The following is a 15,230-nucleotide window of genomic DNA, read 5'->3' as shown; positions in this document are numbered from 1 at the left end:
TGCTGGGGCAGTACGAGCCCAATACAAAGTAAGCAATTCGTCCTGGTTACTTAGCTCGTGCTCCCGCAGCACCTCTCCACCAATAGAGAGGGGTGAAGTAAGCATGGAGACGGTTACATGGATGAACCCATAACCCTTGCTACTCCTCAGGAACCAGGCGCCCCAGAGGCACAACCTGTTGAGCAGCCAGCAGCGGCGGATACGACGCCCGTAGAACCAACACCAAATGACACCGACGAGCCGGAAACGCCCGAGCCAGAGACACCAGCCGAAGAGCTCGAGGCTCCCGCTGATGACTTCGACTACAAGGCATGGCTAGACAAGAAGGGCATCGACCCGAGCACTCCCGAGGGGCAAGAGGCAATCGCCAAGTCCTGGCGCGAGATCGAGAAGAAGATGCACTCGTCTACCCAGCAAGCCTCAGAGCTTGCCAAGCAAGTCAACACCACCGCAACAGTCGATCCCGACGCTACCGAGGCGCAGAAAGCCTACGCGATCGCCATTCAGCTCCAGAACGCGGCAACGATCAACCAATGGAAGGTCGAAGCCGACGTCACCGCTGAAGAGGACACCGCCATGGGCAAGTACGCCGAGGCGAACCCCGAGACAGCAGCGCTCCTCAACGAGGGCCGGCTGACACTCGATCAGTTCCGCGCGTTAGCAGTACCGGCGAAGCCCGTCGATGCGGGCGCGATCAAGCGACAAGGTGGTCAAGAGGCACTCGAAACGCTTGCGAACAAGCAGAGAGCGACTTCACCTACTGGCAGCGCAGCCACGGCCGCAACCCCACCGAAAGAAGACCCGTTCCTCGCTGGATTCGAAAAACCCTAAGCAGGACCTACATGAATGGCTCAAAACCTCGCAATTAAATACAGCCCGAAGGTGGCTGAACGGTTCAGTCAGACCAACCTGACCGAACGCGCTGTGAACCAAGACTACGAATTTGATGGCGTCACAACCGTCAACATCTACTCAGTCGACACAACCGCTCTCGGCAACTACGCCCGCACCGGCGCGAACCGATACGGAACACTGACTGACGCCGGAACAACCAAGCAAGCCCTCACACTCGCCCGTGACCGTGCCTTCAGCACCGTCATCGACCGTCGCAACAACGACGAGTCTCAAGGCGTGATGGCCAGCGGCCAGTGGCTCGCTCGTCAGATCCGCGAAGTGGTCGTGCCTGAGATCGACACGTACCGCCTCGCTGCGCTGAGCGCCGCTGCGGTCGCGAACGGCAAGAGCACGCTCGTCACCCCTGGTGCGACGACGGCTGCGAACGCATACAACAACTTCCTGACGCTGAACGCTGACATCACTGATGACATCGTGCCAACGACCGGACGCGTCGCGTTCATGACTGCGACGTACTACAACTTCTTGAAGCAAGGCAACTTCGTTCTCGCGAGCGACGACGCCTACAAAGACCGCAAGACCGGCTCTCTGGGCCAGGTTGACGGTGTGGACGTTGTGGTCGTGCCTGGCACCTACATGCCTACGAATACCGACCTCATCATCACTCACCCGGACGCGATGGTGAGCCCGATGGTCCTCACGGACTACATCACACACAAGAACGCACCCGGCTACAACGGCTGGTTGCTTGAAGGACGCATCGTTTACGACGCATTCGTACTCACTACCAAAATTAACGCGATCGCTACTCACCGCGTTGCGGCTTAGTAGCTGAGAGGATCAACCATGGCTAAAGAGAACTCTTACCTTGATCAGATCAAGAAAGAAGCTGAAGAGCTGACGCTTCGACGTCTCAACGACGACGAGCGCTTCGACGCGCACCGTGCGAAGGAGGACGCGATCAACGCGGCCGAGCTGAAGTACCAGGATACGCCTGAGGCGGAACTGGTCGGAGCGACGCACGGTACGGGTGAGACAGACCCCACTGCGAAGAAAGGTCCTGCGAAGAAGTAGTCGAAAAAGTGTGCTCGGACCAGCCCGCAAGGGCTGGTTTTAATTTCACTCAATTCCCTCGACACCGATCACTTGAGGGTCGTCGATTGATAACAGAAGGTAATCCTCACACTTGGGTTCTCGATACGTCTCCCGTTGCTCAATCACTCCTAAGTCTGAGCGGACTGCGCCTGTGAAATAAACGCGCGTCTCGTCGGTATAACAATCGATAGCGGAGTTAGCGTTTCCGATCAGTGCCCTACTTAGCTGGTTTCTCATCAGTTGAACCCCCATCTGTGGAGTCAGAAAGTCCGTGAACGCGGCTCGGTGGTTGACTGCGAATGACGCAGAATATACCGCGAACGAACTGCCCACCGCGGATACTACAGAATTCTTCTCTACAACGGTTTGCTGCGCGCTTTCTAGCTCTGCATTCAATGCAGGGATATCAGTTGTTGTCTCAAAGTTGCTAGTCGCTTCGTCGAAAGCTCGCCTCATGACGGCGTCCTGTATCGACATGGCGTTAATCAATTCACTATACGCGGCGAGTCGCTGGTCGCGAAGAAAGTCGTTTCGGTTATTGGCAACGTCAATGTTGTTCGATACGCTCGTAGTGATCAGGGATGAGACGAGAGCGATCGCCGCCGCACCGATTGCCGTCCACGCTGGATTTAGCCCGCGCCTTTCGGGTTCTTTTTCGTGGCGAGTCGAAGGAGGTCCTTGTGTGTCAGTACTCGACGTCTTTGTAGCTGGTTGTTTTTCTTGTACCGACTTTGACCTGCGAAAGAAGCGCATGGCCGCATCGTACACGACACCTAGGCAGCTGCACGGCAATTTGTTATTCTAGAGACAACTAGGACGAGCCGCACGAGATCAACATGGCCGACTACAACGTGTCCTCACTCATCGACAAAGTTATCGCCCGAGCGAAGGACACGTCGTTCAGTCGTGACCTCGTGCGCGGCTATCTCCAGGACACGCAGGACGAGGTGCTGAACCGCCATCGCTTCCCGTTCACCGAGGCACGGCTCGTCGAGACGCTCTACGCCGACTCCACCACCTTCGCGTACGACAGCGGCCACCAGGAGATCCTGCAGCTCGTCCTGAGCAGCGCCGACCAAGCCGCCAGCCTCAGCCACCCGCAGTTCATCGAGCCGACCGAGTTCTTCGAGCGGAACCCAGTCCCTGACACAAACCCTGCCGGCCGACCCTCGACCTACACCGACTACGGCGGCGAGCTGTACTGGGACCGACCACTCGACACCGACTACACGATCTGGCTGCGCTACCGCGTGGCCGCTCCTCGTCTCAGTGACGACAGCGCGCCCCTCATCCCCGAGGAGTTCAGCAACCTCCTCGTCGAGGGTGGGCTGGCCGGCGTCGAGCGCTACCGGGAGAACTTCGACGTGGCTGCTCTGCACGACCGCAGGGTCGAGGACCTCGCGGAGGACATGCTTCAGCGGTACGGGCTCCGTCAGCTCCGTGTCGGCAAGTCATCGCTACGAGGACGACGTGGTTAAGTCGCGCTTCGGCTACCGCACTGCGATCCCACCGCTCTCATCCGCAAAGGGTCAGACGAGGGCGATCAGCTTTAAAGACGGCGTGAACACGTACAAGGACAACGACGACATGAAGGTCACCGAGTTGGCCGCTGCGTACGACGCCCGCTTCGTCAAGATCGGTCGCTACCAGACCCGCCGAGGTCTGGACCACTACTCGGTACCCGTAGGAGAGGCGCTGAACGCGTCCGTCTCATCAACTGCTTCAGCATCCGTCCTGACGGTCAGCGGCTCGCAGGCGCTGTCTCAAAAGCTCACAAGCACCAAGACGGAGCGCATCACCCGCGCTGACGTTCGCATCCGCTCGACGGCAACCAGCCGAGGCACCGTCCTCGTCGAGCTGTGTGCCGACGCAGGGGGAGTCCCAGGGGCTGTGCTCGCCCGTAGCTCGATCCGAGCTGCTGACGTGTCCAGCACGTGGTCCTACCGAACCGTCCGCTTGGCGGCTGCTCCCGACATCAACACCTCGACCGCCTTCTGGGTAACCATTCGCGGTCAGTCAGCGAACGTAGGGGAGTACGAGGTCAGCACCACCGGCTCAGCCGCAACGGCACTGTCGAGCGCGACCGCCGGTGAAGCCTGGTCGACCACTTCCGTCGCCGCCAACGTCGCGGTGCACTCATCGCCCGCTGGTGGAGTGAAGGGGCTCCTGCGTGCCTACCGATCGAACGGCCAGAAGGTCACCCTGTTCTCGGCCGGCGGCTCGGTCTACTCCGTCAACGACACAACGGGCGCTACCGCCGTCGTGAGGTCGGGTTTCAGCCAGCCTGCGACCCACGTCCGGACCCAGATCGTCCAGGACGCGACGTACTGGGTGAACGGGCTCGAGAAGCCTTGGAAGTACGACTTCAACGAGTGGACGCAGATCACCGCTGCGCCCTACACGCCAGACCTCATCATCGAGCACAAGGGACTGCTCTTCTTCAACGACGTCGAGGACCGTACGAGGATCTTCTACTCCAACTTCGCGGAGTACGACCGGTACACCAGCACTGACTTCATCTACGTTCCCGCTCCGAAGAGCTACGACGGCCTGACCGCCTTCGCCAAGCTGAACGGCGTGCTCTACCTGTTCGCGAAGCGCAACAAGTTCCAGCTCAACGGGTCCGACAACGACACGTTCAACCTCGACGAGGCGCCCGACCAACGTGGGACCTTCTCGCAGGAGTCGGTGGTCTTCGACGCGAACTACGTCTTCCACGCTGACGAGGAGGGCGTGCACATGTTCAACGGGACCGAGAGCCGCAACCTGGCGGAGTCGTTCCTGGAGGACTACCTGGCGATCCCGAACAAGAGCGCCATCCAGTTGGAGCTGTACCGCAACCGCCTCTACATCTTCCACGGACCGCAGGGAGCCGCCGCGAACACCAGATGCTTCGTGTATAACCTGCTGCTCAATTGCTTCGAAGCGCTCGACCTTGGCACTCCGATCGGCCGGACGTTCAGCCGCTACGCCCAGGACGACGTGTTTCTGCAGGCGAGCAACCGCGTGGCAGCGATCTACTACGGCGAGCTGGCGACGAACGACCACCACAACCTGGGTGACCAGCTTCAGTACGAGCTCAGGACCGCCTACAACCACTTCGACACTCCCGCCTCCAGCAAGCGGGCGCCGAAGCACTACCCGCAGTTCCCCTCGGTCACCGGCTCCTACGCCGTCGAGGTGGGCTACGACAAGGACTTCGCGGGCGCACCCTCGTACTCGTCCGTCGACGTCTCCGGCAGCGGGGCTCGACTGAACACCGGGCTCAGACTCAACACCGGTGTCCGTCTGGCCGGCCAGCGCATGGTCGAGCCGAGGCTCACCATCCCCGGGACCTTCAAACGGATCCAGCGCCGCTACCGCCACGTCGCCGCGCGCGAACCCGTCGAGCTGGACAGTGAAGTGCTGACGATCGAAACGCAGAGGCTGAACTGATGGCCAACAACTTCAACCAGATCAACTCGTCATCGTCGCAGGCCGCGATCGTTGCGCAGGTCAACCGCAACTTCGCGAAGCTCGACGCTGAGACGAACCTCAAGACCTTTGGCGGGCAGAACAGCCCTGACAAGCTGCTGATCGGCAAGACCAGCGAAGAGACGCTTGGGCTCACTTACCGTAAGAACGACGACGACAAGATGAACGTAGGCCGCCTCCCAAACGGGGAGTTTGGCTTGGTGCTGAACGACGAGCAGGGCACGCCTTCGATCTACATGGCAATCACCGAGAGCGGCAAGCCCGTCCTCAAGGTGGCGAAGGACGGGAAGAACGCCGAGACAGACACGGGGGACGATCTGATCTTCGACTCCTCTCAGAACGTCATGAAGATCGTGAAGACCGGCACTGTGACCATGAGCCCACCAGCGACCTGGCCAACCATGGGCGTCGTGACGCAGGTCATCCCGCACGGGCAGCCGACGATCCCTGCGTTTATGGTCTACGTGCAGAACCCAAGCGGGCTGTACTACACCTACCCTGGCCTCTCGAACTTGCCGTCGTATGTCCACCTCGGTCCGACTGGCGAGATGATCTTCTCGTCGGCGCGCGCAGACTCGACGAACCTCTACATAGACCTCTCGAACGTCTCAAGCTTGAACGACGGCCTCGACGACCTGGTCTGGAGCTACAAGTATCTGATCTTTCAAGAGTCAGGAATCTGACCTATTTAAACTCCACTTGCTGCGTGTTATTCTAAAGGCAACTAGGACGAGCCGCGCGAGAACTTATTCATGGCCAGAAGCCTCGACCAGATCCTCTCGGAATTGAACCCAAGATACTCGGGTAGTGAAAGCATCATCAATACTCGTCTCAACGCCATCCCGGGTGAGACTGAAGCGGGCGTCGCGCAGGCCGACGCGAAGCTGGCCCAGGCCAACACCAACATCCTGGACGCCTCACGCCGCCGTGGCCTCGGCTTCTCGGGCATCCCAGTGGGGGAGCAGGCCCAGTACGCCGCGACGGACTATGCGCCGGCTATCGCCAACCTCAAGTCCTCCGGAGCGCAGAAGGAGCTGACCCTCCAGGAGTCGCTACAGCAGCTCGCTCGTGACAAGCGCAGTCAAGCGCAGTCGATCTACGAGGGCGAGACAGCGCGCGACCTACAGGAGCGCCAGTTCGCTGAGCAGACCCGGCAGTTCAACGAGAACCTGGCTGCGCAGGAGCGCCAGGCAGCCGCGGCTCGCGCAGCGGCCACCTCTCCGGTCGCAGACATCTCCCGCTACCTCGGCGGTCAAGCCCAGGCAGGCCAAGGTGGGTCACAGCCATCCATCTCCCGCAACAAGGCGGGCGGTTTCGCGTTCACGGGCTCGAACGGCGCCCCGATCACCGCGGCGCAGTACGCGGCTCAGACGAAGCAGAGCATCGGCAACATCTTGTACGAGATGGGCTCACAGGGTGACAAGTCTGCTCAGTACGCCTACAACCAACTGAAAGCACGTCCGAACGATCCGACCACCCTCAACGTCCTTCGTACGCAGTTCCCTCAACTGCTAGGAGCGGTGTAATGGACAACGGCTTCAGCAGACCAGCGTTCGACTTCAAGGCAACACCAGCTCCGGCAGCCAAGAAGAAGAAGGGCTTCTTCCTTGACCAGATCAGTACCGGAGGCGGGATCGGCGGCGCGCTCGCGGGCGCAGCGGGAGGCGCAGCCCTCGGGTCGGTCGTCCCCGTCGTCGGTACAGCCGTCGGTGGCCTCGTCGGGGCACTTCTCGGTGGTGGCATCGGATCAGCCGGTGGTGAACTCGCGGAGAACGCGATCACCGGCGACGACCTCGGCAAGAACGTCCTGAAGGAAGGACTCATTGGCGGTGCGACGTCGCTCCCGATCGGTGCAGGCCTCAAGCTGGCTCGTGCTGGCGTCAAGGTAGGCACTGGTCTCGGCTCCAAGTCGGCAGGCCAGCTCGTCCAAGAGGCGGGGATCCAGACCATCGGCAAAGGTGCCGTTCGCAAGGGCGTGGCGAGCGGTCGCTTCGACGACCAGGCTGGTCTGACCGCCGAGCGTCTCTTTGGTGGGAACCTCACCGGCACAGCAGTTGGCGGCACTGTTGCAGCAGGGGCCTCAGCCGCTCCATCGGTCACCTCAGTGGGTGGTCGGCTCAAGAACGCTGGCAACAAGGCCCTGCTCTCGCAGTACGGAACCATCAGCAAGCCCTTCGCTCGCTCCACTGACCCAGCGGGCACCATCGCCACACTCGCCGACGCGGGCATCACGAAGCCGGTCGACGCCGAACGGCTCGCGGCTGCGGTCACGGGCTCAGACGGCCTCATCACCAAGGCAGTGTCTGACTCCGTCGGACGCGCAGGCGGAGTCAACATCGACCGCGTCCAGCAGGTCTTCACCGACGCCGTAGAGAACTACGGTCTCGTTGAGAAGGACCGCAAGTCGGTCCAAGCCGTGTTCACAGCTCAGATGAACAAGCTACGAGGCGGTGCCAAGGGCTCGGTGGCAACTGAGTTCAACCCCACGGAGGTGCTGTCAACGATGCGCGCGCTCGAGAAGCGAGCGGCCGACCTCACCGGCAAGGGTGACAACTACCGTCTGTCGACTCCGGAGCGGGCCGACCAAGCCGCTGTCCTCAAACTGGTCCGAGACGAACTGGAGGATGCCCTCTACACGGGTGCGGGTGCAAACAAGCAATTATCGAACACCCTGACACCAGCACTGAGGAGTCAGCTACTCGACCTCCAGCCCAACAACCCGCAGTGGGCGAAGTACGTGGACCAGAACGTCATGGGTGCGAAGACCGTGGGCGACCTACGTGGCTCGATGGCTCCGTTCGTCCGGGTGGGCAAGATCATCGACGAGGGCGAGAGCAACTCGCTGACTGCCGGCGGACGTGTCGGTAACGCGTTCAACGCTGGCGGCATCAAGAGCATGATCGGCGAAGCTGTGACGAACGTGGTCAAGAACCCGGTAGCCAACGTTGCCGGGAACACCCTCCGCTCAGCGAGCCAGATCTCAGGCGGTGCGCTTCGAGCTGCGCCGACCCCAGGTCAGGGCGCTCTACCGCTCGCTGGCCGTCAGCTCGCGGGTCGGTTACTCACCGGATCCGAAGACGCTGCAGCAGACCCGTCGCTTGAGACAGCCCTGGCCTCTAGCCAGCTCGGCGGAGGGTTGGCAGCCGGCACGACGCCAGATGCTGCTCAGACCAACCCCACCGGCTACTCGTCGCAGGAGCTTGGCCAAGCACTGATGCAGGCTCTGGCCGCTGGCGACTCTGCCAGCGCGGACGTTCTGAAGGACATGTACGCGCTCTCGACCGAGTTCGAATCGCAAGGAGTAGGCGCGGAACTGAACAGCGTCCAGCAGAAGAACCTCATAGCTGCGGGCAACGCAGAGACCGCGCTTCAGCAGCTTGAGACCCGTCTGGCAGACGCAGGAGGCGGCTCAGGCGTGTTCGGTGGACGCGTAGCGAACACACTCGGGGACTTTGGTCTGAACGGCTCTGCGAAGCTCTACAACGACGAGCTTCAGAGCTACGTGCCGGTCATCCTGCAAGCGCTGGGCAAGACGGACGCCCCGTCCGAGACTGAACTCAAGGGCATCATCAAAACACTTCCTCAGATTACTGATAGCCCCGAGCAGGCGCGGGCAAAGCTCGCAGGACTGCGTGCACGCATTGCAGCGGCTCAGCAAAATACAATGCTTTATGGCGGCAGTGCAGCTACTCCAGCGCTTTAGTCTTTACCGCATCAGCACAACTTGGTATTCTAGTAGTAACTAGGACGGGTCGCACTGAGATAGACAAAATGGGTGTAGTAACCGTCCCACAAGCTAATCCGAATGACGAGCTCACTGACACCCTGATCAACCAGGGACCAAACGCGATCGCGGCTGCCGTCAACGGCAACCTCGACGACGCGAATATCTCTGCCCTCAGCGGCTCGAAGATCAGCGCAGGCACCCTGACTGCGGCCGCAGCAGACACGAACTCGAACCCGGAGACCCGGCAGAGCGAGACTGTCGGCAACATCGTCTCGTCCGGCCTGATCTGGTCGCAGACGTCCGGCCTGAACGGGACCATGACCAGCGGTGTGGCGTACGTGGCGGGGAAACGCCTGCCGGTGCCTGCCGTCGCGTCGTACGGCTTCGCCGCCTCGCGCGACACCTACATCTACGTGGACAACACCGGAAACGTGCAGTACAACCCTCAGGCGCTCGGTGCGGCACGACCAGCGACGCCGGCCAACAACGTCCTGGTCTCGAAGGTCACCACCAGCGCAGGTGCCGTCACTGCTGTGAGCGACCAGCGGAACACGACTCTCACCGATGCTTGGCGCTCCTGGACCCCAACGTGGACCGACCTCACGATCGGCAACGCGACCGTCGACTTCAGATTCGTCGTCATCGGGAAGACGGTTCACATCAGGGGCAAGCTCATCTTCGGCACCACTAGCTCATTTACTCCGTCGAGCGGACTCTCGTTCACGGCCCCGCTCGACTACAGCCGACCTACAACGTCCGCCAGCAGATCGGCAATCTCAGCATCGAGGACGCGGGCACTGCTTCCTACTACGGCGTGGTGCGCATCAACGACACGGCCAGCACCAGCAAGCTCCAGCTCGGCGTCTTCGGCGCGGGTGCTGCGTACGCGAATTTCGCCAGCATCACGTCCTCAGTGCCGATGACCTGGGCCGCCGGGGACCAACTGATGATCGCCGCTACTTACGAGGTGGCCTAATGGCAGACTTCGTCATTCCGAAAGACCCAACCAACAACGACATCATGCTGATCCTGGTGCAAATGAACAGCACACTACAGGCCGTTGAAAAGCAAGCAATCAAGACTAATGGGCGGGTTAATACTATTGAGGAGTGGAAGACCGGACTTATTGCCGTTGCCCAGCATCAGCGCGATAACCCCGGTCAACCTCAACAAATCAACGCACCGAACGCGACAACCGTGCAGGTGATGACTCCAACAAGATGGTTTCAATCGAAGGAGCTTGTCGGTGCGGTTGCCCTCGTCGCGGCTGCAGTCGCAACTGCGCTCACCGTGTGGGCGGGGGTCTCCCAATGATTACGTTCGCAGTCGTCGCACTCCTACGGCTCATCCCGTACCTCTTCGCCGCCGTGAACGCCTGGACGAAGGGCTACCGGTGGCTCACCGCAGCGACCACCCTCGTCTCGATCCTGGTGGTCTGGAACTTTGTCGCGCCGCTCTCACCGGAGTGGTCCGGCCTGACCTCGAGCATCTTTGCCCTACTTCTGATGTTCCACGCGCTAGACCTCAAGCCTAAGGAGCCACGCTCATGACGCTTGAACAGTTCCTGGCCGGCTACCCGATCGGCGGGTCCTACGGCAATCCCGGCACGGGCACTTACAGGGGCCAGTGCGTCTCGTACGTCCGGCTCTACATGGAGGCGGTACTCGGCATCAAAACCGCGGTGTGGGGTAACGCCGTCGACTACTGGTCCAACCCGGCGGTGCTCGCGCACTTTGACCGGGTCCCGGCCGGTCAGGAGCGCGACGGTGACATCCCGGTCTGGGGAGACGATCCGGGTTCATGGACAGGGCCGGAGGGCCACATCGGCATCCGGTACAACGGGCGGCTGCTCAATCAGAACTACGGCGGCAGCTTGAGGGTCAGCATCAACACGATGTTCGCACCTGGGCTACTCGGCTTCCTAAGAGTGAAAGGAGAAGAAATGATCAAACCCAGTGAAGCGCAGGTGAGGGACGCGTTCTCGCGCTACGCAGACGCAGTTCCAAACAAAGACCAGGTGCCGTATTACGTCGGCAACGACGTGCGGCAACTGCAGGGCGACATCCTTGGCACCACCGTCCCTAGTGCTGACGAGGTGAAGGATGCGTTCGCTCGACTTGCACCGTGGGCAGACGACAAGGCGGCCCTCGGCTACTACACGGGCAAGCCGAAGTGGCTGCTCTATAAGAATCTGGCCGGTGCACTTCGCGACAAGCTCGACGAGGCGCAGAACGCTCAGAGCGGCGCGGGCGCAGACAAGAAACTGGCGGCCATCAAGGCTGCTCTAGACATCAAGTAAAGGAGACCATATGACAGCAAGTAAAGCATTAGCAGGAGCAATCGTCGCGGTACTCGTCACACTGCTCGCAAAGTACGGCATCGTCCTCGGGGACGAGTTGAACGCAGCAATCACGATCTTGGTAGCGGCGGGAATCGGGTTCATCGGCGTCTACATCGCACCGAAGAACAAGGACGTCTAATGAACAGGCTCGGAGAGATCACCAGGGGAGACGACCAAACCATCCGCGTGCCGGTCGCGTCGCTGTTCGGTGATCTCACGAGCGCTCGTGCGTACTTCTACGTTGTGCCGAAGACGGCAGCGCCATCCGACACCGTCGTTGACCCTGCCGCCCTCATCACAGCAGAGCTGACCAGCCTCGCGGCCGGCACCCGCACCCTCGACTTCGTACTCAGCTCGCAGCCGTCCGTGCCGTACTCGTCCCTCATCCCGCTCGGTCAGTACAACTGGTACGTCCGCGTCGTCAGCTCAACCGGCAAGGTCACCAGCGTTCGTCTCAAGGGCAACGTCGTGCAGGTCACCCCGCCCAAGGGCGATCCGCAGGTTCGCACGACGACCCTCTCCAGCTCAGCCGTTGCCACGGGGCCGGCTGGTCCTGGCGTCGCCAAGGGCGGAAGCGCCGGGCAGTTCCTGCGGAAGCGGTCCACCGCCAACTACGACACCGAGTTCGTCAGCCTCACCAAGGGTGACGTTCAGCTCGGCAATGTGGACAACACGAGCGACCTCGACAAGCCAATCCCGACGGCGATGCAGACTGCGTTGGAATCGAAGGTACAGATAGGTGGCGACATCACCGGTCCTTCTAACGCGCCGACGGTGCGCAACGTCTCCCGAGTGTTCAGCGTGCGCGACTACGGGGCCGTGGGCAATGGCGTAACAGATGACGCAGCCGCGATTAACAACGCGATTGTCGCCGCAAGTGCAACTGGCGGAATCGTTGAACTCCTCGGGAGACACTACATTTCGACGGCCATCCTGCCTCGAAGCTCGGTCTGGATCCGCGGTCGTGGAATTGATGCAACTATCATCTTCGGCTCGACTACTAGCACGGGTGGCAACGGTGACGCGTTCCGCGTGGCAAATAGCGTGGTGCCTTACCTCCAAAATATCCGTATCTCAGACCTGACAATCGACTTGTCCGCGCAGTACCCGAATGGACAACTCGACGCAGAGCAGACCCCGTATTCGAACGGTATTACGCTCCAGGGCGTGGACGATCCGAGAGTGGAGAATGTCAAGGTAATCGAGCCGTTCGGCTACGGGGTGGCAATATCTTCGCCAGCCGGTAACGCGCCTTTCATCAGGCGTCCAGTGGTTAAGAACTTATACGTCGAAGGAGAACGCGGTGGCTGGGACTCACTGGGAGGTGGTGGCATCGTCAACGGTCTTATCGATGGCCTCTATGTGTATCCTTCTCAATCAGGAATCAATCCGAACGGCACGGCGCAGAACTGGACCAATCTTCACAACACCGTGATTCGTAATGTATTCGCTCACACGACCTTTTCACCTGGCATGTACGCGACCACAACTCCATCTGTGCCGCCCGGGGCGACACCGCTTTATAACCCTTATTCGTTCCCAGTCACAATCACCTTCACTGGCTCGGTGTCGACGGTGACGATCAATGGCGTGCTGCAAGCATCCGCCTCGACGTACTCCCTACCCGGATTTGGCTACATCTCCCTGACTTACGGTTCACCTCCTACGTGGACATGGACGGTTCCGACAACGCCGGGTATACCTGCAAGTACCGGTACTGTCATCAACCCATTTCCTTACCAGGTCGCAATTACCCTGACTGGTGGAACGGTCAGCGCAGTCAGCATCAACGGCGCGATGAAGGGAACAACAAGCGGGTATTTCCAGTTGCCGGTAGCCGGATCAATATCTTTAACTTATTCTTCGGCTCCAACATGGACATGGCTGACCGCTGCAACATCGAGCGGAATTGAAACGGACCATGGCGCAGTTGGAGTGCTCTACGACAACATCAACGTAAATGGATTCAGCAACGGATTCCTCCTCTCGAAGCCTGTTAACCGTGAGTACCCGTCCGACATCACGATTACAAACTCGAAGATCATCAACGTGAACTTCCACGGCATCAAAACAAATGTGTTCACGGGTTATGGCATTCACGGTCTCAAGCTGGTTAATAACTACATCGACAAATACGGCATGGTCGGATCGGCGAGCGGCATAACGATGAACGGATCGATCGAGTTCAATGTCGATAATAATAAGTTCGGCGTCTATGGAAATCCGAGCTACGCAATCGTTCTGACCACCGATGGATCTAACGTGTCAAACCATGGAGTCGTGACCGGCAACGACGTTCGTCTGACCCCGTCATACCAGATCTATACGAACGGTGGAGTAGATGTTGGGAGCAACGTATTTATCGGCAACAACCCTGGTGCACTCGATGGGTACGCCACTACGTCCTACGTGGACGGGCAAATTGCATTAATAGAGGCGAGCGACGTTGATACGTTCAATGGGCGAAGCGGCAATGTCGTGCCGGCCAGTGGTGACTACTCGGCGGCTCAGATCACAAACACCCCGAGCGGAAACGTCGTCGGTACTACCGTACAAGCGGCCCTGAACGACGTAGAGGAGCGAGCCATGCATCTGGCTGGGTCAGAGATTGCTGTTGGGAATAAGACGTTCTCTTACGTCGATACTGCCACATTCGTCAACTCCACGAGCGGACCCGTGACCGTCTATGGGACAAACGCGACCGGTGACACATACCAGTACCTGGATTTCATGCAGAGTCAGGCAAGTACCACGCGACCGATTGCTCGAATTGGTTCGAAGAAGACTGGCTCGGGCAGCGAACTGCACTTCGGTGTTTCGCAAAGCTACGCCGCAGGGGTGACGCGCGACGCCATGGTCATCCTCCCGTCGGGGAACGTCGGCATCAACAGCGTGGCTGCCAACTCAACTCTGCAAGTCATCGGATCGATCGCGACTGGAGTCAACGTCCGCTCCGCCGCCACCGCCCTCGACGCAACTCACTGCTCGCTCGAACTGAACACGACCGCTACCCAGACACTGCCGGCCCTCGCGACCTGCCAGGGGCGCATGTACGAGTTCATCAACATCAACGCTGCCGCCGCGACCATCAAGGGCAGCGGCGCCGAGCTGATTGGCAACGTGACTACGGCCAACACCTACACGCTGCCGTCCGGCTCAGCCGTGACACTGAAGGCGTTCCCGTCTGCATGGAGGGTCGTCTGATGACGTACAACCCGAACGCTGACAGCCTGATCTTTTCGCAGACGGCCAACCGGACGATCACCAACACCGCAGCGGAGACCAGCCTGCTCGGGACCGGCGTTGGTTCGAACCTGATCAAGGCCAACGCGCTCACCATGGGTAAGCGCATCCGCATTCACGGCGAGGGGATCTACTCAACACCGCTCGTCGGGTCGTCGTTGACCATCCGCGTCAAGCTCGGGGGAGCGGTCGTCGCCTCGGTGGTGACGTCTGCGCTGCTCGCGAGCGCGACGAACAAGGCCTGCACCTTCGACTGCCTCATCGTCGTCCGAGAGGTCGGTACGGCCGGCAAGGTGATCGTGGGCGGTGAAGCCTCGTACTCCATCGGCGCGAGCAAGTTCTTCCAGGACATCGACAACGCCGGCGCCATGACGACGCTCGACACCACGGCTGACATGTCGCCGGACGTGACGGTGCAGTGGGACCTAGCGAGCACGAGCCGCTCGATCACGAGCACCATCGCGACGGTCATGGTCGTCTAGCCCGCTACTCTGA

At 60.4% G+C, this 15,230-nt stretch carries 15 protein-coding genes; 14 read left to right on the top strand and 1 reads right to left on the bottom strand.

Going from position 1 to position 15,230, the window contains the following annotated elements; all coding sequences use genetic code 11:
* Nucleotides 1-117 precede the first annotated feature (117 nt).
* Genes GSU40_RS16930 through GSU40_RS08900 form a run of 3 tightly spaced genes read left to right on the top strand, consistent with a single transcriptional unit; the run spans nucleotide 118 to nucleotide 1,929 of the window.
* On the top strand, nucleotides 118-831 hold the full coding sequence (locus tag GSU40_RS16930; protein ID WP_208543307.1) for a hypothetical protein: 714 nt from the start codon (nucleotides 118-120) through the stop codon (nucleotides 829-831).
* Nucleotides 832-846: 15 nt separating this feature from the next.
* Entirely contained in the window at nucleotides 847-1,683 is an 837-nt protein-coding gene (locus GSU40_RS08905) for a N4-gp56 family major capsid protein (protein ID WP_160034539.1), read from the top strand.
* A gap of 18 nt (nucleotides 1,684-1,701) precedes the next feature.
* Entirely contained in the window at nucleotides 1,702-1,929 is a 228-nt protein-coding gene (locus GSU40_RS08900) for a hypothetical protein (protein WP_160034537.1), read from the top strand.
* A 45-nt stretch (nucleotides 1,930-1,974) separates the two neighbouring features.
* Here the strand turns inward: GSU40_RS08900 and GSU40_RS08895 are convergent, their stop codons facing one another.
* On the bottom strand, nucleotides 1,975-2,703 hold the full coding sequence (locus GSU40_RS08895) for a hypothetical protein (protein WP_160034535.1): 729 nt from the start codon (nucleotides 2,701-2,703) through the stop codon (nucleotides 1,975-1,977).
* Between the two features lie 83 nt (nucleotides 2,704-2,786).
* Between GSU40_RS08895 and GSU40_RS08890 the strand changes: the two genes are divergently transcribed.
* The 11 genes from GSU40_RS08890 to GSU40_RS08840 all read left to right on the top strand — a co-directional run bounded on the left by GSU40_RS08890 (nucleotide 2,787) and on the right by GSU40_RS08840 (nucleotide 15,217).
* Nucleotides 2,787-3,428 (top strand): hypothetical protein, encoded by a 642-nt coding sequence (locus GSU40_RS08890; protein ID WP_160034533.1) that lies wholly within the window; start codon nucleotides 2,787-2,789, stop codon nucleotides 3,426-3,428.
* 82 nt (nucleotides 3,429-3,510) lie between these two features.
* Entirely contained in the window at nucleotides 3,511-5,385 is a 1,875-nt protein-coding gene (locus GSU40_RS08885; RefSeq protein ID WP_160034531.1) for a hypothetical protein, read from the top strand.
* Entirely contained in the window at nucleotides 5,385-6,107 is a 723-nt protein-coding gene (locus GSU40_RS08880) for a hypothetical protein (protein ID WP_160034529.1), read from the top strand. Before GSU40_RS08885 ends, GSU40_RS08880 begins: the two co-directional genes overlap by 1 nt.
* A gap of 69 nt (nucleotides 6,108-6,176) precedes the next feature.
* On the top strand, nucleotides 6,177-6,950 hold the full coding sequence (locus GSU40_RS08875) for a hypothetical protein (protein ID WP_160034527.1): 774 nt from the start codon (nucleotides 6,177-6,179) through the stop codon (nucleotides 6,948-6,950).
* Nucleotides 6,950-9,127, top strand: a complete 2,178-nt coding sequence (locus GSU40_RS08870) for a hypothetical protein (RefSeq protein WP_160034525.1) — start codon at nucleotides 6,950-6,952, stop codon at nucleotides 9,125-9,127. Before GSU40_RS08875 ends, GSU40_RS08870 begins: the two co-directional genes overlap by 1 nt.
* 68 nt (nucleotides 9,128-9,195) lie before the next feature.
* Nucleotides 9,196-10,074, top strand: coding sequence for a hypothetical protein (locus GSU40_RS08865; RefSeq protein WP_160034523.1), 879 nt, complete (start codon nucleotides 9,196-9,198; stop codon nucleotides 10,072-10,074).
* A 52-nt stretch (nucleotides 10,075-10,126) separates the two neighbouring features.
* Entirely contained in the window at nucleotides 10,127-10,465 is a 339-nt protein-coding gene (locus GSU40_RS08860; RefSeq protein WP_104352971.1) for a hypothetical protein, read from the top strand.
* Nucleotides 10,462-10,701: a hypothetical protein gene (locus tag GSU40_RS08855; RefSeq protein ID WP_104352970.1), complete on the top strand. Its 240-nt coding sequence runs from the start codon at nucleotides 10,462-10,464 to the stop codon at nucleotides 10,699-10,701. Before GSU40_RS08860 ends, GSU40_RS08855 begins: the two co-directional genes overlap by 4 nt.
* Nucleotides 10,698-11,450, top strand: a complete 753-nt coding sequence (locus tag GSU40_RS08850) for a CHAP domain-containing protein (protein WP_160034521.1) — start codon at nucleotides 10,698-10,700, stop codon at nucleotides 11,448-11,450. Before GSU40_RS08855 ends, GSU40_RS08850 begins: the two co-directional genes overlap by 4 nt.
* A gap of 180 nt (nucleotides 11,451-11,630) precedes the next feature.
* Nucleotides 11,631-14,696 (top strand): glycosyl hydrolase family 28-related protein, encoded by a 3,066-nt coding sequence (locus tag GSU40_RS08845; protein ID WP_160034519.1) that lies wholly within the window; start codon nucleotides 11,631-11,633, stop codon nucleotides 14,694-14,696.
* Nucleotides 14,696-15,217: a hypothetical protein gene (locus GSU40_RS08840; RefSeq protein ID WP_160034517.1), complete on the top strand. Its 522-nt coding sequence runs from the start codon at nucleotides 14,696-14,698 to the stop codon at nucleotides 15,215-15,217. The genes GSU40_RS08845 and GSU40_RS08840 overlap by 1 nt, the downstream gene beginning before the upstream one ends.
* The last annotated feature ends 13 nt before the right edge of the window (nucleotides 15,218-15,230 follow it).

This window comes from Rathayibacter sp. VKM Ac-2805 (assembly GCF_009834265.1).
Classification (GTDB): domain Bacteria; phylum Actinomycetota; class Actinomycetes; order Actinomycetales; family Microbacteriaceae; genus Rathayibacter.
This window is presented reverse-complemented; position numbering and strand designations above follow the sequence as displayed.

Excerpts from the sequence above, each read along its gene's own strand:
- GSU40_RS16930 (WP_208543307.1), top strand. The coding sequence starts at position 118 with ATGGATGAACCCATAACCCTTGCTACTCCTCAGGAACCAGGCGCCCCA.
- GSU40_RS08905 (WP_160034539.1), top strand. The coding sequence starts at position 847 with ATGGCTCAAAACCTCGCAATTAAATACAGCCCGAAGGTGGCTGAACGG.
- GSU40_RS08900 (WP_160034537.1), top strand. The coding sequence starts at position 1,702 with ATGGCTAAAGAGAACTCTTACCTTGATCAGATCAAGAAAGAAGCTGAA.
- GSU40_RS08895 (WP_160034535.1), bottom strand. The coding sequence starts at position 2,703 with ATGCGCTTCTTTCGCAGGTCAAAGTCGGTACAAGAAAAACAACCAGCT.
- GSU40_RS08890 (WP_160034533.1), top strand. The coding sequence starts at position 2,787 with ATGGCCGACTACAACGTGTCCTCACTCATCGACAAAGTTATCGCCCGA.
- GSU40_RS08880 (WP_160034529.1), top strand. The coding sequence starts at position 5,385 with ATGGCCAACAACTTCAACCAGATCAACTCGTCATCGTCGCAGGCCGCG.
- GSU40_RS08875 (WP_160034527.1), top strand. The coding sequence starts at position 6,177 with ATGGCCAGAAGCCTCGACCAGATCCTCTCGGAATTGAACCCAAGATAC.
- GSU40_RS08870 (WP_160034525.1), top strand. The coding sequence starts at position 6,950 with ATGGACAACGGCTTCAGCAGACCAGCGTTCGACTTCAAGGCAACACCA.
- GSU40_RS08865 (WP_160034523.1), top strand. The coding sequence starts at position 9,196 with ATGGGTGTAGTAACCGTCCCACAAGCTAATCCGAATGACGAGCTCACT.
- GSU40_RS08860 (WP_104352971.1), top strand. The coding sequence starts at position 10,127 with ATGGCAGACTTCGTCATTCCGAAAGACCCAACCAACAACGACATCATG.
- GSU40_RS08855 (WP_104352970.1), top strand. The coding sequence starts at position 10,462 with ATGATTACGTTCGCAGTCGTCGCACTCCTACGGCTCATCCCGTACCTC.
- GSU40_RS08850 (WP_160034521.1), top strand. The coding sequence starts at position 10,698 with ATGACGCTTGAACAGTTCCTGGCCGGCTACCCGATCGGCGGGTCCTAC.
- GSU40_RS08845 (WP_160034519.1), top strand. The coding sequence starts at position 11,631 with ATGAACAGGCTCGGAGAGATCACCAGGGGAGACGACCAAACCATCCGC.
- GSU40_RS08840 (WP_160034517.1), top strand. The coding sequence starts at position 14,696 with ATGACGTACAACCCGAACGCTGACAGCCTGATCTTTTCGCAGACGGCC.